The sequence below is a fragment of the Morganella sp. B601 genome (genome assembly GCF_051172335.1).
Lineage (GTDB): Bacteria > Pseudomonadota > Gammaproteobacteria > Enterobacterales > Enterobacteriaceae > Morganella > Morganella morganii.
This window is the reverse complement of the sequence record NZ_JBPIZE010000009.1, coordinates 98,026-118,097: the sequence shown is the minus strand read 5'-3', so window position 1 is coordinate 118,097 and position 20,072 is coordinate 98,026. Positions and strand designations below refer to the sequence as shown.

20 protein-coding genes and 1 pseudogene are annotated in these 20,072 nt (G+C 50.7%); 10 read left to right on the top strand and 11 right to left on the bottom strand.

Features of this window, described 5'->3' with window-relative positions; translation table 11 throughout:
* Positions 1-49 precede the first annotated feature (49 nt).
* The 3 genes from argD to ppiA form a co-directional block, all read right to left on the bottom strand.
* On the bottom strand, positions 50-1,270 hold the full coding sequence (argD, locus tag ACSBQN_RS18225; protein ID WP_024473599.1) for a bifunctional acetylornithine/succinyldiaminopimelate transaminase: 1,221 nt from the start codon (positions 1,268-1,270) through the stop codon (positions 50-52).
* Positions 1,271-1,382: 112 nt separating this feature from the next.
* Positions 1,383-1,958 carry an aminodeoxychorismate synthase component II gene (locus ACSBQN_RS18220; RefSeq protein ID WP_004236520.1) on the bottom strand — a complete coding sequence of 192 codons (576 nt, stop codon included), beginning with the start codon at positions 1,956-1,958 and terminating at the stop codon, positions 1,383-1,385.
* A gap of 265 nt (positions 1,959-2,223) precedes the next feature.
* Complete coding sequence (ppiA, locus tag ACSBQN_RS18215) at positions 2,224-2,790, bottom strand: peptidylprolyl isomerase A (RefSeq protein ID WP_024473600.1); 567 nt, start codon at positions 2,788-2,790, stop codon at positions 2,224-2,226.
* 556 nt (positions 2,791-3,346) lie between these two features.
* On the opposite strand from ppiA, the gene yihA reads away from it, so the two are divergent.
* Both yihA and def read left to right on the top strand, forming a co-directional pair.
* Entirely contained in the window at positions 3,347-3,970 is a 624-nt protein-coding gene (gene yihA, locus ACSBQN_RS18210; protein ID WP_004236522.1) for a ribosome biogenesis GTP-binding protein YihA/YsxC, read from the top strand.
* 449 nt (positions 3,971-4,419) lie between these two features.
* Complete coding sequence (def, locus tag ACSBQN_RS18205) at positions 4,420-4,932, top strand: peptide deformylase (RefSeq protein ID WP_024473601.1); 513 nt, start codon at positions 4,420-4,422, stop codon at positions 4,930-4,932.
* Positions 4,933-5,257: 325 nt separating this feature from the next.
* Here the strand turns inward: def and polA are convergent, their stop codons facing one another.
* The 4 genes from polA to ACSBQN_RS18185 form a co-directional block, all read right to left on the bottom strand.
* Positions 5,258-8,050, bottom strand: a complete 2,793-nt coding sequence (gene polA, locus ACSBQN_RS18200; protein WP_036409065.1) for a DNA polymerase I — start codon at positions 8,048-8,050, stop codon at positions 5,258-5,260.
* Between the two features lie 346 nt (positions 8,051-8,396).
* Positions 8,397-9,020, bottom strand: coding sequence for a thiol:disulfide interchange protein DsbA (dsbA, locus tag ACSBQN_RS18195; RefSeq protein WP_214177450.1), 624 nt, complete (start codon positions 9,018-9,020; stop codon positions 8,397-8,399).
* 18 nt (positions 9,021-9,038) lie between these two features.
* The gene (locus tag ACSBQN_RS18190) at positions 9,039-10,025 is read right to left on the bottom strand and encodes a serine/threonine protein kinase (RefSeq protein ID WP_434991795.1); all 987 of its coding nucleotides are present in this window, start codon (positions 10,023-10,025) and stop codon (positions 9,039-9,041) included.
* An 8-nt stretch (positions 10,026-10,033) separates the two neighbouring features.
* The gene (locus ACSBQN_RS18185) at positions 10,034-10,303 is read right to left on the bottom strand and encodes a YihD family protein (RefSeq protein ID WP_004240741.1); all 270 of its coding nucleotides are present in this window, start codon (positions 10,301-10,303) and stop codon (positions 10,034-10,036) included.
* A 220-nt stretch (positions 10,304-10,523) separates the two neighbouring features.
* On the opposite strand from ACSBQN_RS18185, the pseudogene mobA reads away from it, so the two are divergent.
* From mobA to idi, 4 genes and pseudogenes are all read left to right on the top strand, one after another.
* Positions 10,524-11,066, top strand: a pseudogene (mobA, locus tag ACSBQN_RS18180) (molybdenum cofactor guanylyltransferase MobA); the annotation flags it as partial.
* Between the two features lie 36 nt (positions 11,067-11,102).
* Positions 11,103-11,621 carry a molybdopterin-guanine dinucleotide biosynthesis protein MobB gene (gene mobB / locus ACSBQN_RS18175; protein ID WP_227989222.1) on the top strand — a complete coding sequence of 173 codons (519 nt, stop codon included), beginning with the start codon at positions 11,103-11,105 and terminating at the stop codon, positions 11,619-11,621.
* A gap of 209 nt (positions 11,622-11,830) precedes the next feature.
* Positions 11,831-12,133 (top strand): HdeA/HdeB family chaperone, encoded by a 303-nt coding sequence (locus tag ACSBQN_RS18170; protein ID WP_004240743.1) that lies wholly within the window; start codon positions 11,831-11,833, stop codon positions 12,131-12,133.
* 127 nt (positions 12,134-12,260) lie between these two features.
* Entirely contained in the window at positions 12,261-12,782 is a 522-nt protein-coding gene (gene idi, locus ACSBQN_RS18165; RefSeq protein WP_024473606.1) for an isopentenyl-diphosphate Delta-isomerase, read from the top strand.
* A 250-nt stretch (positions 12,783-13,032) separates the two neighbouring features.
* Here idi and ACSBQN_RS18160 read toward each other — a convergent pair whose 3' ends face one another.
* The 4 genes from ACSBQN_RS18160 to ACSBQN_RS18145 all read right to left on the bottom strand — a co-directional run bounded on the left by ACSBQN_RS18160 (position 13,033) and on the right by ACSBQN_RS18145 (position 16,247).
* Complete coding sequence (locus tag ACSBQN_RS18160) at positions 13,033-13,539, bottom strand: GNAT family N-acetyltransferase (protein ID WP_024473607.1); 507 nt, start codon at positions 13,537-13,539, stop codon at positions 13,033-13,035.
* A 2-nt stretch (positions 13,540-13,541) separates the two neighbouring features.
* Entirely contained in the window at positions 13,542-13,850 is a 309-nt protein-coding gene (locus tag ACSBQN_RS18155) for a DUF1778 domain-containing protein (RefSeq protein WP_201893569.1), read from the bottom strand.
* A 132-nt stretch (positions 13,851-13,982) separates the two neighbouring features.
* Positions 13,983-15,335, bottom strand: coding sequence for a glutathione-disulfide reductase (gene gorA, locus ACSBQN_RS18150; protein WP_024473609.1), 1,353 nt, complete (start codon positions 15,333-15,335; stop codon positions 13,983-13,985).
* A gap of 69 nt (positions 15,336-15,404) precedes the next feature.
* The gene (locus ACSBQN_RS18145) at positions 15,405-16,247 is read right to left on the bottom strand and encodes a 23S rRNA (adenine(2030)-N(6))-methyltransferase RlmJ (RefSeq protein ID WP_024473610.1); all 843 of its coding nucleotides are present in this window, start codon (positions 16,245-16,247) and stop codon (positions 15,405-15,407) included.
* A gap of 189 nt (positions 16,248-16,436) precedes the next feature.
* Here ACSBQN_RS18145 and ACSBQN_RS18140 point away from each other — a divergent pair, with 189 nt between their 5' ends.
* The 4 genes from ACSBQN_RS18140 to ACSBQN_RS18125 all read left to right on the top strand — a co-directional run bounded on the left by ACSBQN_RS18140 (position 16,437) and on the right by ACSBQN_RS18125 (position 20,070).
* A complete protein-coding gene (locus ACSBQN_RS18140) occupies positions 16,437-16,826 on the top strand; it encodes a DUF1090 domain-containing protein (RefSeq protein WP_004236536.1) in 390 nt (129 codons plus the stop codon).
* 390 nt (positions 16,827-17,216) lie between these two features.
* Positions 17,217-18,209, top strand: a complete 993-nt coding sequence (gene yhjD / locus ACSBQN_RS18135) for an inner membrane protein YhjD (protein WP_024473611.1) — start codon at positions 17,217-17,219, stop codon at positions 18,207-18,209.
* Between the two features lie 81 nt (positions 18,210-18,290).
* The gene (locus tag ACSBQN_RS18130; RefSeq protein WP_354633016.1) at positions 18,291-19,931 is read left to right on the top strand and encodes an HAL/PAL/TAL family ammonia-lyase; all 1,641 of its coding nucleotides are present in this window, start codon (positions 18,291-18,293) and stop codon (positions 19,929-19,931) included.
* Positions 19,864-20,070, top strand: coding sequence for a 2-hydroxymuconate tautomerase family protein (locus ACSBQN_RS18125; RefSeq protein ID WP_004236540.1), 207 nt, complete (start codon positions 19,864-19,866; stop codon positions 20,068-20,070). Before ACSBQN_RS18130 ends, ACSBQN_RS18125 begins: the two co-directional genes overlap by 68 nt.
* Positions 20,071-20,072: the final 2 nt, after the last annotated feature.

Sequence of the window (20,072 nt, the reverse complement as noted above, 5' to 3'; positions counted from 1 at the left end):
TATAGTAATATATATAAATCAGTTAGTTAAACATGTCACCGTGATGGATTTACTGCATTTCCCGGAAATCATTCAGGGTTTTCGCCAGCCGTTTCATTCCTTCATCCACATCGGCTTTTTCAATAATCAGTGATGGCGTGAAACGCAGAACATTGGTACCTGCGTTAAGCAGCATCAGACCATTTTTGGCTGCCAGTCCCAGCAGGGTTTTTGACTGATCGCGGTAAATACCCGCCAGTTCGGCACCAATCAGCAGCCCTTTTCCGCGGATCTCCGCAAATGCACCAAATGTACTGTTCAGGGATTGCAGTGCATCCGCAAACCACTGGTGGCGCTCATTCACTCCCGCCAGCAATGCCGGGTCGTTGATCAGATCAAAGGCCGCATTACCGACCGCACAGGCCAGCGGGTTGCCGCCGTAGGTTGTACCGTGCGTACCGGGTACCATCACCTGTGCAATATCCTGTTTTGTCAGCATGGCACTGATCGGGAAACCGCCGCCCAGCGCTTTGGCCGTGGTCAGAATATCCGGCTCAATGCCGTAATCCATATAGGCAAACAGTTTACCGCTGCGCCCCATCCCGCTCTGCACTTCATCAAATACCAGCAGCGCCTGATGTTTATCACACAATTCACGCAGGCCCTGCATAAAGGCCGGTGTGGCCGGCGTGATCCCGCCCTCGCCCTGGACAGGTTCCAGCACCACGGCACAGGTGTGATCGTCCATCACTGCTTTAACAGCATCAAGGTCATTAAAAGGCACATGAATGATATCAGCCGGTTTCGGCCCGAAACCATCGGCATATTTCGGCTGGCCGCCGACAGAAACGGTAAAGAGTGTCCGGCCGTGGAAACCGTGATGGAAAGCGATAATTTTGGTTTTATAAGGATGATGACGGGTCAGTGCATAATGACGCGCCAGTTTGAATGCGGCTTCATTTGCTTCCGCACCAGAGTTGGCAAAGAAAACCCGTTCCGCAAACGTATGTTTTATCAGCTTCTGCGCCAGTGTCAGCGCCGGTTCATTAGTAAAAATATTGCTGACATGCCAGAGCGATTCACTCTGGGCTTTCAGGGCCGCGACCAGTGCCGGATGACAATGACCCAGCGCCAGTACGGCAATACCACCGGCGAAATCAACATATTCAGTGCCGTTCTGATCCCACACCCGGCTTCCCTGACCTCTGACAGGAATAAAATCAGCCGGTGCATAAATTGGCAGCATCACTTCATCATAAGTGCCGCGCGTAACCGCATTCTGTTTTGTCATCGTTCCTTACCTGATCCATCCACAAGTGAAAATATAATCACCAAATATGAATAAAAAATCAAATCAAAACAAATAAAAAAACAGAACCGGGGATAAAATAAGCGATAACTGATTAGTATTTCAGGAAATTATTCAGGAGTTCGTGCCCCTGTTCACTGAGAATACTTTCCGGATGGAACTGCACACCTTCAATCGGCAGGGTTTTATGGCGGATCCCCATGATTTCATCCACATTGCCGTCATGCAGACTCCATGCGGTGACCTCAAACGAGGCAGGCAATGTTTCCGGGGCAATCACCAGCGAGTGATAGCGGGTGACGGTCAGCGGACGGTTCAGCCCTTTAAACACACCCTGCTGATTATGATGGATTGCTGTGGTTTTGCCGTGCATCACTTTACGCGCCTTCACCACCTGCGCGCCGAATGCCTGGCCGATAGCCTGATGCCCGAGACACACCCCGAGGATCGGGATTTCACCAGCGAAATGGCTGACTGCATCCAGCGAAATACCGGCTTCTGACGGCGTGCAGGGACCCGGTGAGATCACCAGGTGAGATGGCGATAATTGCTCAATATCACTGAGGCTGACGGCATCATTTCGTTTAACCTGTACATCTGCACCTAACTCACAGAAGTATTGATACAGGTTATAAGTAAATGAGTCATAATTATCGATAATTAATAGCATGATTATCTATATCCGACTGATATATTTATCTTTTTTATTTTCAAACTGCTGTATCAGGCACACGTTGACAATACCCTGCAACCCCGGGGATTGCACAGACAGTTTCATGAAGCGGGCTATAATACCACAGCCGGACAGAGAAAATAGCCCGAATGCAGCATGGTGCCGCAGAGGCAGATATCGTCTTATTCAGACTATCAGGGAGTTTGACATGCTTACGGGGAATATCCGGAAATATTCCCCTTAGTCTGCACGAAAATACGGTTTATTTTACGATAGTTGCAGAAATAATTTTGATCGGTGTCGATGGCACGTTCTGGTACGGACCGATGTTTTCCGTTTTCACTTTTGAGATTTTATCGACAACTTCCATGCCGTTCACGACTTTACCAAACACAGCATAGCCGAAATCGCGCTGACCGTGGTCGAGGAATGCATTATCCGCTACGTTAATAAAGAACTGGCTGGTTGCACTGTCTTTATCTGCGGTACGCGCCATCGCAATGGTGCCGCGCAGGTTACGCAGACCATTATCCGCTTCATTTTTTACCGGCGGGCGGGTCTGTTTCTGGTTCATATCCGCCGTAAAGCCGCCGCCCTGCACCATAAAGCCCGGGATGACACGGTGGAATGTTGTATCGTCATAGAATTTATCGGTGACATACTGTTTAAAATTTTCCACGGTTTTCGGCGCTTTTTCATTATCCAGCGCAATTTCAAAATCGCCTGCGGTGGTGGTAAATTTAACATGCGTCTGCTCCGCCGCAAACGCCAGCGACGTTGCACTGAGGGTACAGGCTGCCACAAATGTAACTAAAACACGTTTTAACATTCCCAATTCCTTTCAACAAAATAAGCTGATACTGATCTTATCGATTTTAATGGGCAATGGCGCTGAGCGCCACCGATTTACTTTAATTTACCTTCGCCGCCGGGGCTGCTAATTAATATAAGAATATTTCACGTATTTGTACTGATGATATTCTGCGCATAGCCCGTAATTTATCAAAATACGACGGAACCGTTCATTCTGCTGATACTTTTATTGCATTTAACGCGTAAATATAAATATCATATTGATTTTTATGTGTAAATTTTATTTTTTGATGAAAAACTCAACTTATGCCAAATAAAAAAATAACACCTGCCTGTATAACCGATAATAAACCGTGCCGTTTTTTATCTTTTTGCGCGTAAATATCCGTGTTTTTTTCACCGGGAAGACTTTGTTTTCTCCGGATTATATCGGTTATCACACACAGCCCGGTTATTGTTATTACTTTTTTCCGCTCTGAGAATAAACAGACACAGTAATCTGTCTGCCGCAGTTCTTAAACAACAGGCATTAGGCTATAATCATCCCGGTTTCGACCTGAGGAGAACAGATTTTGACCATTAAAACGCACAACTACCAAGCGACCCATTTTGTCATCAGCGCACCGGATATCCGCCATTTACCGGAAGATACGGGGATCGAGGTGGCGTTTGCCGGTCGCTCCAATGCCGGAAAATCGAGTGCACTGAATGCACTGACACAACAAAAAAGCCTGGCGCGGACCAGTAAAACCCCGGGACGCACCCAGCTTATTAACCTGTTTGAAGTCACTGAGGGCTGCCGTGTGGTTGACCTGCCGGGCTACGGTTACGCCGAAGTTCCGGAAGCGATGAAACGCAAATGGCAGGCAGCACTGGGTGAATATCTGCAAAAGCGTGATTGTCTGCGCGGTCTGGTGGTGCTGATGGATATCCGCCATCCGCTCAAAGACCTGGATATGCAGATGATTGAATGGGCCGTGGCCATGCAGGTACCGGTTCTGGCACTGCTGACCAAAGCCGACAAACTGGCCAGCGGCGCACGTAAAAAACAGCTGATGGCGGTGCGTGATGCACTGACTGATCTGAGTGAAACCGGCGATATTCAGGTGGAATATTTCTCTGCCCTGAAAAAAATCGGCATTGATAAGTTACGTCTGAAACTGGACACCTGGTTCAGCGAAAGCGACGCAGAGTGATCCTCTGAAATATCCGCTCATGAAGAAGCCCGCGTACCGCGGGTTTTTTTATGCAAAAAAAATGCTCCGGTCAGACATTATCTGACCGGAGCAGCTAATATTCAGCTAAATCCGATTACGTGAAGTAAAAGGTCTGAAAGATAGAACATCTTACCTCTGTACCCTACGCGAATAACTTTACCGCAAATTTACCGACAAAAAAACCTTTTTTGTAATTTTTTTTCAGATTGCGCACGATTCAGCTTGTCATAAAACCGTCAAATTCCTTCCAAATGTACTTTAATTACATATTTATGCGATCTGGATCTATAGACAGCCCGGGGCTGTCCGCACAAAATAGCAACAAAACAGCACAAATGATGCCGTTTTCACACCATACTGTTATGATAGTCTGAGCGCATCCGGGAGTACGTCTCCCCATAATTTTTATTTATATTAGTGAGTTAGCTATGGCATTACTGACATTACGGCATTTTCCTGATCCCTGCCTGCGGGAAACGGCCCAACCCGTCACGGTTTTTGATGACGAACTGAAAACATTTGTCACAGATATGACAGAAACCATGTATGCCGAGCGGGGCATCGGCCTTGCCGCGCCGCAGGTGGGTGTCTGTAAGCGTGTGATTATCGTGGATATCTCTGAAAACCGCGATCAGCCGATGGCGCTGATTAATCCGGAATTTATTCAGTGCGATGGCGAAATGATGATGATGGACGGCTGCCTGTCCCTGCCGGAAAGCTACACAGAAACTCAGCGCTACTCCGCTGTTACTGTCCGTTATCAGGATATAAGCGGTGCAGAGCATACCCTTGAGGCGGAAGGGTTACAGGCGGGCTGCCTTCAGCATGAAATCGACCATCTCAACGGTAAGTTATTTATCGACCATCTCTCTCCGCTGAAGCGCCAGCGTATTGAGAAAAAAGTGAAGAAAACCCTGAAAATGCGGGAAGAAAACGCATAACAGGAAAATCCCCCGGAGCACAATGCCTTTACGCTATAGATTTCAATCTGTGGCAAGGCGGCAGAGGAAGAAATCCGGGGAGCATACACCAGTATGTAACCCGGATTTCTGAGTGCGGGCAAAGTGATACCTGATGCTAAGGCTAAATCATTCGGTTTGCAGCAAGGCAGCAAGCAGAAAGAACCGGGGGCACAATGCCTTTACGCTATAGATTTCAATTTGTGGCAAGGCGGCAAAGGAAGAAATCCGGGGAGCATACACCAGTATGTGACCCGGATTTCTGAGTGCGGCCAACGCGGCCACGGATTGAAAGATGACGCGTAAATTAGTGGGCTTCGTCCCAGTTGGCGCCTACCCCCGCTTCTACTTTTAACGGTACATCCAGCTTCATCGCCGCTTCCATCAGCCCGCGGATTTTCTCTGCCATCTCTGCCTGTTGTTCTTTTCTGACTTCAAACACCAGTTCATCGTGCACCTGCATAATCATCAGTGCATCGATATTCTCTTTTTGCAGCCAGTCATCCACGGCAATCATCGCTTTTTTGATGATATCCGCTGCGGTACCCTGCATCGGGGCGTTGATCGCCTCGCGCTCAGCGGCCTTGCGGCGCATACCATTACGGGAATTGATTTCCGGCAGCCAGAGACGGCGGCCTTCCAGTGTTTCCACATAGCCTTTTTCTGCCGCATGTTCGCGGGTGCGGGCCATATATTCCAGCACACCCGGATAGCGCTCAAAATAGAGATCCATATAGCGCTGCGCTTCGCCGCGCGGGATCCCCAGCTGACGGGCAAGACCAAATGCACTCATGCCGTAAATCAGGCCGAAGTTGATCGCCTTCGCACTGCGGCGCTGATCAGCTGTCACTTCGTCCAGCGGCACACCAAACACTTCGGCGGCGGTAGCACGGTGGATATCCTTACCTTCGGCAAAGGCTTTCAGCAGCCCTTTGTCCTGTGACAGATGCGCCATGATGCGCAGCTCAATCTGAGAATAGTCCGCGGCCATAATGCAGTAACCGTCACGGGCAATAAACGCCTGACGGATACGGCGGCCTTCATCGGTTCTGACCGGAATATTCTGCAGGTTCGGGTCACGGGAAGAAAGACGGCCGGTCGCGGTCACTGCCTGGTGATACGAGGTATGCACACGGCGGGTTTTCGGATCCACCATCAGCGGCAGTTTATCGGTATAGGTAGTTTTCAGTTTGGACAGGCTGCGGTGTTCGAGGATCACGCGCGGCAGTTCATGGTTATCCGCCAGCTCTTCCAGCACTTCCTCATTGGTTGACGGTGCACCACCCGGGGTTTTCTTCACCACCGGCAGATTCAGTTTTTCAAACAGAATGGTTTGCAGCTGCTTCGGTGAAGAGAGGTTGAACTCTTCTCCGGCAATCGCAAATGCCTGTTTTTCCAGCTCATCCAGACGGGCTGTCAGCTCCGCTGACTGTGCAGCCAGCACATTGGCATCGATCAGAACCCCGGTCCGCTCCATACGGGAGAGTACCGGCACCAGCGGCATTTCAATATCCTGATAGACATGCAGCAGCGATTTTTCGGCTTCCAGCTGCGGATACAGCGCCTGATGCAGCAGCAGTGTGATATCCGCATCTTCCGCCGCATAATTGGCGGCTTCTTCCACCGGGATCTGATTAAACGTCAGCTGTTTTTTGCCCTTCCCGGCGATATCTTCAAAGGTGGTGGTTTTGTAATTCAGATGACGGTCGGCCAGGCTGTCCATATCATGACGCCCGGCGACACTGTTGAGCACATAGGATTCCAGCATGGTATCGAAGGCGATTCCGCGCAGTTCCACGCCGTAATTTTCCATAATCCCGCGGTCAAACTTCAGGTTCTGACCGATTTTCCGTATTTTTTCATCTTCCAGAATCGGTTTCATCACCCGCAGCACCTGCTCAGTTAACAACTGATCCGGCGCATCCAGATAATCATGACCAATCGGCACATACGCCGCATGGCCTGCTTTCGCCGCAAACGACATCCCGACCAGACGTGCGGAGAGATTATCCAGGCTGTCGGTTTCGGTATCAAACGCAAACTCACCTGCTTCACGCAGGATTTGTGCCCAGCGGTTCAGCGCCTCTTCATCGAGAATGGTTTCATAGTTTTCGCTGCTGATTTCCGGTGTGCCCACCGGTGTTGCCGGGGTCTGTACTGCGGCAGTTACCGCTGCTTTTGACGGCGCACTGCGGGTACTTTTCTTCGCCAGCCAGCCGCCGTTTTCCAGATCACTTATCCAGCGTTTAAATTCATACTGTGTGAATAATGCATGCAGCTTATCTAAGTCCGGTTCCGTCAGTGCCAGGGAATCCCAGGTGCGGTCGAGTTCCACATCGGTTTTGATGGTCGCCAGGGTGTAAGAGAGATATGCCATCTCTTTGTTGGTTTCCATCTTCGGCGCGAGGGTTTTAGCACCACGGAAGCTCAGTCCGGCGATTTTATCCAGATCCGCATAGATATCATCCAGGCTGCCCAGCCCCTGCAATAAGGCCTGAGCGGTTTTCTCGCCGACGCCCGGCACGCCCGGGATGTTATCGGAGGAATCGCCCATCAGTGCCAGATAATCAATAATCAGTGACGGCGGAACACCGTATTTGGTTTCCACCTCTTCCGGCCCGAGAATAGTATTGTTCATGGTATTGATCAGGGTGATATCCGGGGTCACCAGCTGCGCCATATCTTTATCACCGGTGCTGATCAGCACGGCACGGCCTTCTGCCGCCGCCTGTTTCGCCAGTGTCCCGATAACATCATCCGCTTCCACGCCGGAAACAGATAACAGCGGCATCCCCATCGCGACGACCATGTCATGCAGCGGCGCTATCTGCTCACGCAGATCATCCGGCATCGGCGGGCGGTGTGATTTATAGGCTTCAAACAATTCATCACGGAATGTTTTACCTTTGGCATCAAATACCACGGCAACATGGCTGGGTTCATACTGCATTATCAGGCTGCGCAGCATATTCAGCACGCCGTACATGGCACCGGTCGGTTGTCCGGCGCTGTTAGTCAGCGGAGGGAATGCGTGGTAAGCACGATAGAGGTACGATGAACCATCGACTAAAATCAAAGGGTTGTCTGCAATCTGAGCCATAATTGCCTTCACAGTATTAAATGGATTCTTGCGGGTAGCATGCCACAGACTGCGGCGTCAGACGACTATTATCGGCCTCAGCCGTTAATCTTCCCGCACATCAGAACAGGACGGGTTTGCCCGGGAAATAAAAAATAACAAGCTGTGGATAACTTTGTGGGTAAATTTATGAACCCTATGTAAATCACTGTCTGCGGCGCGATATGCCTGAATCTCGTTCAAAAAAATCAATAGGTTATAAACGAATACCGCAAGATAATCTGCCGTTGTAATCACTTGATTAATGTGGATAGTAAAAAAGCAATGGCGTTACCGCCATTGCTTCCCGGAGATACAGATGCTGTGATCAGTTCTGTTTGAGCAGATAATTGACCGTATCAGAGAACGCTTTACCGTATTCATTCACATCTTTGACTTCCAGACCGGCATTGTTGATCTGGTATTTACCTTTGACAAAGACTGCCGGTACACCGCGTAATTTGTAATCCGCAGCTGCTTTCTGCTGCTTGGCAATCAGGGATTTAACAAAGATGCTGTTAGCAGCGGAATCATAATCCTCGCCGGTCACACCTGCTTTGATAAAGGCCTCACGGACATCGGCCGGTGTTTTAATTGTGCCGGTTTTCTGAATGCCTTCGAACAGGAGCGGAGTCACTTTGTCCTCAACACCCATCGCCATTGCCACAGACCACGCTTTGGTCAGTTCAGGCCCCATCGGACCGCCGAGGAAATCAACATGATAACGTTCATGTTTAGCCCCTTCCGGCAGATTTTTGCTGATGGATTCCGGTACTTTGAAGTTTTCTTCAAACTGGTAGCAGTGCGGACAGTAGAAGGAGAAAAACTCCACCACGTCAGGCTGATTTGTTACCGGGGTGCTCAGTTCGGTGTACTCTTTTCCGGATACCGGGTTTGCAAAGACACTGAATGACATCGCAAATCCAATCAGCGCTAACCAAAGTTTCTTCATCTTTATCTCTCCTGAAAATCAATAAGGCAGAAAGCGCGTCAGCGGAGGCTCCGCCAGTACGGCTGTCTGTTCAGTCATCAGTGATTGCTGCTGTGACCAGAAATCACCTTCCGCCATCCACGGAAATGCCCGGGGAAAAGCGGGATCCTGCCAGCGGCGTGCCACCCAGGATAAAAAATGAACCATGCGCATGGCGCGCAGCGGTTCAATCAGTGCCAGCTCCCGCGTATCGAAGTCACAAAACTCCTGATAGGCATCGAGCAGAATATCCATCTGATAACGGCGCGAATCCGTATCCCCGCTGAGCAGCATCCACAAATCCTGCACCGCCGGGCCGTTGCGGGCATCATCGAAATCCACCAGCCACGGTTCATCACGCCATAAAATATTACCCGGATGACAATCCCCGTGCAGACGGATGGCATGCCAGTCGTCGTGCCAGCGGGCAGATGTCTCACGGATCAGGGTATCCAGTGCCGCGATAAAGCTGTCACGACGCGCCTGCGGGATCAGCGGACACTGTGCGAGGATTTCACGCGGTGTCAGCAGATATTCCTGCAGTCCGATCGCCGGCCGGTGCTCAAAACAGCGCTCCCGGCTTATCTGATGCAGCCGTCCGAGCAACCGCCCGGTACTTTCCAGCTGATCAAGGTTATCCGTCTCATATGCCCGCCCGCCGATCGACGGAAACAGCGCGAACAGATAACCGTCCTGTGACAGCAGCGTGTCGCCGTCAAAGGCCAGCGGTGCCGCGACCGGCAGCCCGGCCTGAGCCAGTGTCAGGGTCAGGTCGTGCTCCTCACGGATCTGCGCCTCATCCCAGCGTGCCGGACGATAGAATTTCACCACATAGCGGGTACGGTTTTCATCCGTAAACTGATATACGCGGTTTTCATAGCTGTTCAGTTCCGTCAGACCGGAATCAAGCCAGATACCGTAACGGCTCAGGCTGTCGATCAGGCGGTCAGGCCGGAAATCCTGAAAAGTGAAAACCGGCGGGGTAATCGTCTGCATTACTCTTTGATGATGCCGCGTGCACGTAACAGGGCGGTTTTAAAATCTTCTTCGTAATCTTTTTTCAGACCCGGAATGGCGTCTGTTGCCTCAGAACCGCGCATTTTCAGGTGATAAATAAGAATATCATCGGTCAGGTCAGATAATTCACCCTCAAACCCGGCTTCGTCAGCCAGTTTCTGTAACATCTGCATCAGGTTCAGATCAGAATGTTGCTGCCAGACAGGGTGCAGAAGTTCGATAACCTCATTAAGACGATGACATTTCATAATAAATTCCTTATAAGCAAGATCGTAACACATTACCAATTATCCGCCTCTCCGGAAAGAACAGGACTGTCAGGATGCGTAAATATTGGCAGGCTGTAATAACTGCGGCGTATTATCCGTGATTATAACGACCATTGCATTGATATTCGCGCTCACTATACCGGAATCCTTGTTAAGATAAGTTCAGAATATTTATCAGAGATTGTCAGAGAAACTGAAAATGATGATGCAACTCAGCGGCTGTATTCTTGCCGGCGGCCGGGCCACCCGGATGCAGGGACAGGACAAAGGTCTGGTATTACTGGGCGGGATCCCGCTTTATCAGCACAGTGTAAAACGGCTCGCCCCGCAGACAGATGACGTTTTTATCAATGCCAACCGTAATGTGCGGGATTATCACGCCACCGGTCTGCGGGTGGTCGCCGATACATTACCGGATTTTCCGGGCCCGCTTGCCGGGATGCTGGCCGGTCTTGAAAACGCCCTGCACGACTGGGTGCTGTTCGTGCCCTGTGATGTGCCGCAGTTCCCGGCAGATCTGGCAGAAAAACTCTGGCAGCATAAAGGCGATTCCCTGTGCGCTTATGCCTGTGATCACCAGCGGGCCCATCCGGCCTTTGCGCTGTGTCACCGCTCGCTGATCACGCCGCTGACAGAATACCTCACCGGCGGCGATCGCAAACTTCTGCTGTTTATGGATAACATCGGCGCAAAAGCCGTCATATTTGATGCAAATCCCGGTGATTTTATTAATCTCAATACCCTCGCGGAGTGCCGGGAATGGGAAAAACAGCACCGGCTGCCGCACCCGGTACCGCTGCTGGCCGTCACTGCCTACAGCGGCACCGGCAAAACCACTCTGCTGAAAAAGCTGATCCCGCAACTGCGGGAAAGCGGGTTGCGCATCGGTCTGGTCAAGCACACGCATCACGATATGGATGTGGATACCCCGGGGAAAGACAGCTACGAGCTGCGTAAAGCTGGTGCTTATCAGACGCTGGTGGTCAGTCAGGAGCGGTTTGCACTGATGACAGAAACCCCGGGTGGCGCGGAGCCTGATCTGATGCAGCTGGCTGGCCGCTTTGATACACGGGAGCTGGATCTTATCCTGGTGGAAGGGTTCAAGGGGGAATCCGTACCGAAAATCGCCCTGTTCCGCGATGTGACTGATCGTCCGTATCAGACACTGCTGGATGAATTTGTTATTGCGTTTGCGTCAGATAAGCCACGGCAGGATGTCACTGTGCCGCAGCTGGATATCAACAATATCACTGCCATCCGCGACTTTATTGTCAGCTGGCTGGAAAATAATCCGTAACCGTCACTCATATCGGGCCTGACATAAAATCATGTTACCCGGCCCGATATGAGTCTCATCTGCACACTCATACTTTTTATCCTGAAAAAACCATTTAATATTATTATTTCCTCTTTAAAAAAGGAGAAATATTGAATATGACGTTATTTGATCTATTCTGAAAACGTATTTGTTGTATTTTCTGAAACAAAAAACGAGGTTTATTTATCATGAAAAAGTATTTCGTCACCGCGTGTCTGGTTGCTGCAAGTGCATTTTCCTCAGTGGCTCTCGCTGAACCTGCTGATATTCAGGTACCCGATAAAATGACCTGCAAAGAATTCGTTAATCTGAACCCGCAAAGCTGGGCGCCGGTTGCCCTGTGGGTGATCAGCAAAGACACACAATACCCGGGCGGTGACTTTGTGGCACTGTCAGAAAAAGGGATTGCAGAAGCACCAAAAATCGTTGAATTCTGTAAGAAATTCCCTGAAGGCACCCTTCAGGATTACCTGGCTGCCCGCAATAAATAATCCCTGAAAATAAATAATGAAACGCCGGAGATATATTCCGGCGTTTTTATGCCACTATTCCGGCAAACTTTCCGCTGCATATTTGCTACAGTATATCTTTCAGCCGCTTTACCGGATAAAAGATATAATGAGTGACGAACTGATTCTGGTCGATGAACATGATAATACCCTCGGGTATGACGAAAAACTCCGCGTTCATCAGCTCGGATTACTGCACCGTGCGTTTTCTGTATTCCTGTTTAATGATGCGGGTGAGCTGCTGATCCAGCAGCGCGCACTCAGCAAATACCATTCCGGCGGATTGTGGGCCAACAGCTGCTGCAGTCATCCCCGCCGTGGTGAATCGCTGGAACAGGCGACACAGCGCCGTCTGCAGGAAGAGCTGGGGATCACCAGCCCGTTACAGACCGCTGGCCATATCATTTATCGTGCGGATGTCCCGCCGTCACTGACTGAACATGAATATGATCACCTGTTTACCGGTCACTATAACGGCCCGTTTTCCCTGAATCCGCAGGAAGTCGCTGCCGTGCGCTGGATATCACTCACTGACCTGAAAAAAGAGATGCATGACCATCCGCAGCAATTTGCCGAATGGTTTAAGGTCATCGCCAAAAAATTCCCGCTGTTACAGATAACAACGTCATGACACTGATGACAGAAGAACGTGCGCCTTCCGCACAGGAGTACTGCGCGCTGCGCATTAAGGCCGGATTGTCGGAAAAATCACTGAAAGCGGCTGAGATCGGGTTGCATCGGGGGCTATCTTACATTCGCCACACCCGAAGGTTCTTATATCCCGATGGTCGCGGATAAACCCGGTTTCTATGAAAAGCCCGGCTGGAAACCGGTCGGCCCGGCATCAGAGGGAATGTCGAAGAAGTTCGGGTGACCGTCAGCTATTCAGAATAGATGCCGGTTACCAGCTGCAGATCCCGTAATGTAATCATCAGCAGCATCGGGTCAGCCGGTGACGGCATAAAACCGGTATACTCATAAAAACGTCTGGCATTATCAGATAAAGCACGGACAACAATACCGCGGATACCCACAATCCCGGCTGCCTGCAAGACCCGCAGTGCGGCATCTTTTATCAGACCCCGTCCGATCCCTCTGCCTTTTACACTTTCATCAACAGCAAGACGTCCCAGCAGGATAACCGGAATTTCCGGGGGCATATTACGTCTGAAGCGCCCCGCCGCCTGTGAACAGGTAATAACACCTGTCGATAATGCATAATAGGCCATTATCCGGTTATGGTGGCAGACGACAAATGTCCGTGAAGCGCCGGATTGCTGATTTTGCAATGCGCGGGTTTTCAGCCAATGATTAAGGGACTCCTCACCTGACTGAAAAACGGTAAAATCATGATGCTGCTGCAGGGGTTCCGGTGCCGTTAAGTTCAATATTACTTCTCCCACGGCGCCTTCGTCAGCATGGTCTTCCTCAGCGCTTCACCGGACTGTGGTGCCATATCCAGTCTGGTAATAAACTGCTGATAGACATCGGTACTGACATCAATAACCCGTAAATTTGCCAGTGTTTCTTCGGCGGCACGCCGCGCAGCTTCCAGTACGAACTCGGTTCTGTTTTTACCGGCAGCATGCGCTGCACGATCAATCAGAATTTTATCTTCCGGTTTGATGCGCAAATTCAGTGTTGAACGGGTGATATTCACGCCGGACACAGGATGCTGCTCATCTGTGTGTTTTGTCATATCCTCCTCCGGAACAATGTTACATCCTCTTAAACATAGCATGGTGTAGTGTCATTGTCATTACGTAAAAATAAAGCAGGCCGGACATCGTCACGGCCTGCTTTGCAGACATCAGTATCAATTAATGTGCCATCAGCGCATGGTCACAAACTCTTCCGCTGCTGTCGGGTGAATGGCCACGGTGTTATCGAAATCTTTCTTGGTGGCGCCCATTTTCAGTGCAACCGCAAAGCCCTGCAGGATTTCGTCCATACCGTAGCCGATGCCGTGGATACCGACGATTTTTTCGTCTTTACCCGCACACACCAGCTTCATTTTGCATGGCTGGCGGTGGCTGGTGACAGCGGTATACATGGCGGTGAAAGAGGACTTGTAGCATTTCACATTATCCGCGCCGTACTGCTCAATCGCCTGTGGTTCGGTCAGACCCACGGTGCCGATAGCCGGGTGGCTGAAGACAACAGTCGGGATATTGGTGTAATCCAGGTGCTCGTCAGGCTTGTTGTTAAACAGGCGCTCAGAGAGACGGCGGCCTGCGGCAACCGCAACCGGCGTCAGTTCGACAGCACCGGTATTGTCACCTACCGCGTACAGACCCGGAACTGAGGTGTTCTGGTATTTATCCACCTGAATATAACCGCGATCGCTGAGTTTCACGCCGGTCACACCGAGATTGATATTGTCTGTTGCCGGTTCACGACCGATAGCCCAGATCAGGCAATCCACAGTCTGCTCGTGGCCGTTTTCCAGTTGCAGGGTCAGGCTGCCGTCGGCATTTTTCACAACCGCTTTCGGTACAGAGTTGGTGTGCAGTGACGGCCCTTCGGTGTTCATCACTTCGACCAGCGTTTCTGTGATCAGCGGGTCAAAATTACGCAGCGGCGCATGTTTGCGGACAAACAGATGTGTTTCGCTGCCCAGTGCATTCAGTACCCCGGCCAGTTCCACGGCAATATACCCGGCACCGACCACCGCCACACGTGATGGCAGAGCTTTCAATGCGAAGAAACCATCAGAATCAATACCGTATTCCGCGCCCGGGATGGACGGCGGAACCGGACGGCCGCCGGTAGCGATCAGGATATGATCCGCAGTGTACGTTTCACCGTTCACTTCCACGGTATGTGCATCTTTAAAACGGGCAAATCCGGTGATCACATCCACTTTGTTATTGCCGAGAACGCGCTCATAAGACTGGTGAATACGATCAATATACGCAGAACGGCTTTCCAGCAGTTTGTCCCAGCTGAAATGATTGATGGTGGTATCAAACCCGTAATCCGGGCCGTACTGGCGGATAGCTTCCGCAATCTGCGCGCCGTACCACATCACTTTTTTCGGGACACAACCGACGTTAACACACGTGCCGCCGAGCGCTTTTGCTTCAATCAGGGCACATTTCTGCCCGTACATTGCTGCCCGGTTTACAGACGCAATACCGGCACTGCCGCCGCCGATTGCAATATAATCGTAATGTTTGCTCATAGTTGGCTCGTTCCATTTATCAGTCAATACATAAACACCCGCTGCTGTCATGCCCGCAGCGGAAACGAATTATTCCGGTGTGATCCATTCAACCAGTGTATGCCCTGTACCTTCCGGTACCAGCACTTTATGCAGCCACGGCAGCACGGATTTTATCTGTGATTCCAGCTTCCACGGCGGGTTAATCACAATCATGCCGGATGCGGTCATACCGCGCTGATCACTGTCAGGGCGCACCGCCAGCTCGATTTGCAGAATTTTGCGGATCCCGGTTGCCTGGAAATCTTTTACCATCCGTTTGATCTGCTGGCGCAGCACCACCGGATACCAGACCGCATAAGTCCCGGTCGCAAAACGGCGGTGACCTTCCTGAATCCCTTTCACCACGGCCTGATAATCACTTTTCAGTTCATACGGCGGGTCAATCAGCACAAATCCGCGCCGGGATAACGGCGGTAACTGTGATTTCAGCTGCTGATAACCATCTTCCCGTACCACACGGGCGCGGTTATCACGGCTGAATTCATTGCGCAGCAGCGGGAAATCGGACGGATGCAGTTCGCTGATATTTAATTTGTCGTGATCACGCAGCAAATGTGCGGCGATCAGCGGCGAACCCGGATAAAAACGCAGGTCACCACGCGGATTCAGTGCACTGACGGCTTCAAGATACGTTTTCAGTTCTTCCGGCACCGATTCCTGCGCCCAGATACGGGCGATCCCTTCCAGGTACTCCCCGGTACGCTCCGCATGCTCACCACTGAGCTGATAACGCCCGGCACCGGCGTGCGTATCCAGATACAAAAAGGGTTTGTCTTTCTCTTTTAATGATTCAATGATCAGACTCTGGACGGTGTGTTTTAACACATCCGCATGGTTGCCGGCGTGAAAGCTGTGGCGGTAACTAAGCATACAAGGGCCTCAGATGGTCGGGTGTGCACCACCCGGAACAAGAATATCAGTACAGATTGAAGTACTCAGTATAACCTGATTTCGGCAGGAAAGAACCAATGCCCTTTCCTCATCTGTGCGGCGTGATAATGAACCATTGTCATTATTGATAGTCATAAAATGACGACTAGTATAAATAACGAGGTAAACATGACACGTTTTACAACTGCTGCACTGGCTCTGGGTGCATTACTGGTAAGCACCTCCGCGCTGAGTGCGCAGAATGGCTGTGATATCAAAAAAAGCAAAATTCAGGAGCAGCTCAGCTACGCCAAAGCTCACGGCAATACACACCGGGTGCAGGGGCTGGAGCGGGCTTTGCAGAATGTGAATACTTACTGCACACCAAACAGCCTGCGTGATGATGCCCGCGATGAAGTCAGCGACCGGACAAAAGAAGTGGCAGAGCGCAAAGCCGATTTACAGAAAGCCATCGATAAAGGCGATATCAGTAAGATTGCCAAACGCGAACGCAAACTGGCCGAAGCTGAAGCTGAATTAAAAGAAGCGCAGGCGGAACTGGATTCATTATTAAAGTAATTATACCGCTGCCGGTTTTCTGACAACAGAAACCGGCAGACAGTATTAAAACTCTGTTGCTCTTAACTGCCCGAAATAATTAGTCAGCTGAAAGCGGACTTCAAAATTCCGCGTTCCGGGATGAATATTCAGGCGGATAATTTTCTCATTCCCTTCCGGCTTATAAACACATCCGGGAAAGACACATTTATTATTCATATTGTGAACATCTTATAAATTGGCATTTATTTTAATTATTCTGAGAAGAAATAAGCGCGGCTGATTACACATTATTATCCCGGTTAATCAATCGGGAAATTCTGAAGCCCGTTATACCGGAACCTGAATTGTTCATCCGGTGAGTCCTGTAGTAAACTTAAACGGAATCAATTTCCGAACAAGCGAGGATACATGACCCGGGAAAACGACACACCGGAAGATGACAACAGCACATCATCATTAAAACCCCTGCGGAAGAATTTTGATGAAGGATTAAAACAGGGGAAAAAAGCCCTGAAATGGAGTGTGAAAGCCGGGAATTATATCCGCAATATTCCGTTTATTGCCCATCTGATCCGCACCGCCACCCGCTTTAATGACAGAATGGGCAGCCCGTTCGGTGCAGCGATTACCTATTTCTCGTTTTTATCCATGATCCCGATTCTGATGGTCTCTTTTGCCGCCGCCGGTTATGTGCTGGCCTTTAATCCGGAACTGCTGACCAGACTTATCCGCGGTGTCGCCAACAGTATCAGCGACCCGACACTCGCCGCCACCATTGAGCGCAGTATTGATACCGCAATCCGCCAGCGTGCGACCGTCGGGTTAACCGGTCTGGCACTGGCACTCTATTCCGGGGTGAACTGGGTGGGCAATCTGCGGATGGCTATCCGGGCGCAGTACCACGACCAGTGGGAGCCGGATATCGAAGTCAAAGAGAACATGTTCCTGCGCTATCTGCGGGATTTCCTGGCGCTGATCGGTCTGCTGGTGGCGCTGGTGGTTACTCTCTCGCTGACCTCAATTGCCGGTGCCGCGCAAGCCCGGATTGTCGCGTTTCTCGGCCTGGATGCTGTCGAATGGCTGCGTCCCGCGTGGACAACTATCGGCCTGACCATCTCCATTCTCGCCAACTATCTGCTGTTTACCTGGATTCTCTGGATCCTGCCGCGCATGAAGCTGAGCCGCCGCTCTCTGCTGAAAGGTACACTGCTGGCCGCAATAGGCTTTGAGATCCTGAAAACCATTATGACCTGGCTGCTGCCGAATATGGCGGCCTCCCCGTCCGGTGCTGCGTTTGGTTCGGTTATCGGCCTGATGGCCTTTTTCTATTTCTTCGCGCGCCTGACCCTCTTTTCTGCCGCCTGGATTGCGACTGACATCCAAAAAAATAAAGCCGTCTGAGATTTTTTAAGATAATCATCTCATCATTCTTCCCCCTATAGTCTCCGGATGAATTACATTTCATTCACCGGAGACATGTTATTGAAAACAATATCAGGAATATGGATATCATTGCTGCTCAGTTTCCCCGTCTGCGCGGCTGTTCTTCTGGATGGTAAAACACTGACCCCTGCCCTGATTGCCGGGATTGCGGATGGTGAACCGGTCCGCATTGCGCCGGATTCACTGGCAGCCATGCACCGATCACATGAGATTCTGATAAAAACCGTCGGTACAGAGCAGCCGGTATATGGCCTGACACGGGGCGTTGGTCTGAATAAAGACAAAAAAGTGACTATGCCCGCCACGGAATTTAATCTGCATTTACTCCGTGCTCACGGCGGAGGGACAGGAAAGCCACTGAGTGTCAGACAAACCCGGGCGGTGATGGCAACACGGCTTAACATGCTGCTGACCGGCGGCAGTGGCGCACATCCGGATCTGGCCGGGATGTATCTCCGTTTTCTCAATCAGTTTATTACCCCCCTGGTTCCGTCCGCAGGCTCTGTCGGAGAGGCGGATATCACACAGCTCAGCCATATCGGGCTTGCCATGTCAGGAGAAGGTGATGTGGATTATCAGGGAAAACAGATGAAAGCCGCAGAGGCACTGAAAGCAGCCGGTATTCCTCTTTTCAGGCCTGCAGCGAAAGATGCGTTGTCCGTTATCAGTTCCAATGCGGTTTCATCTACCATGGCCGCTCTCGCACTTTATGATGCCGCCCGTCTGACGGATTTAAGTTTTGCGGTTTATGCGCTGGCACTGGAAGCACTTAACGGCAATATCCATCCTTTTACCGCAGAGGTATTACAGCAGCGGCCTTATCCGGCAGTGACTGAGAGCGGACAGATACTTCGCTTATTACTCAGAGGCTCATCACTGTCAGAACCGGATCCGGACCGCCGGTTGCAGGATCCGCTCAGTTTCCGCTCCGCCCTCTTTTTTCTGGCCGACTTGAGGGACAGTTATCAGCGTGCATACCACCGGTTACTTATTCAGCTTAACAGTGCCGATGATAATCCTGTTGTTATTCCTCCCGGTAAAAATTATCCCGCCGGGGCGGTTATTCCTTCCGCTAATTTTGAGCCGCTGCCGTGGGTGATAGCTTTTGAGCAGCTCAGTCTGTCTGTCGCCCGCTACTCTCTGCTCAGTGCGCAGCAGTTGATTGTATTAAACACACCCGCATTTACCGGTCTGAGCCGCTTTTTGGCAACGGAAGAAACCGTACACGCCTTCGGGGCGATTGAAAAAGACATGATGGCGCTCGCTTTGCATAATAAAAGTCTGGCAATGCCGCTTTCACTGGATTACCTGCCTGTCGCCGGAGGAATTGAAGATATCGCCACCCGGGCTCCCGCAGTGACGCAGCATCTGCAGCAGCAAATTGATAACTGTTATGAATTATTGAGTATTTTGCTTATTCACAGTGCACAGGCGGTTGATCTGCGCAGACAACAGAATCCGCATTTCAGGCTCGCACAACACACCGCTTCACTCTATGATGTGGTAAGAGCATCAGCCGCCTTTATGCAGTCTGACAAAGCAATACGGCCTGATGTTCAGACACTTGCCGGTATCCTCCGGGATCATCATAACGACATCATCAGGAGCCTCTATGCCATTCATCAATATCCGCATCACCAAAGAAGGTGCGACCGCAGAACAAAAGCAAAAACTGATTGAAGGTGCCACACAATTACTGGTTGATGTACTGGGGAAAAACCCGGCCTCAACCTTTGTGATTATTGATGAGGTGGAAACAGACAACTGGGGTGTCGGCGGACAGAGTGTGACGAAACTGCGCGCTGACGCGAAGAAATAATC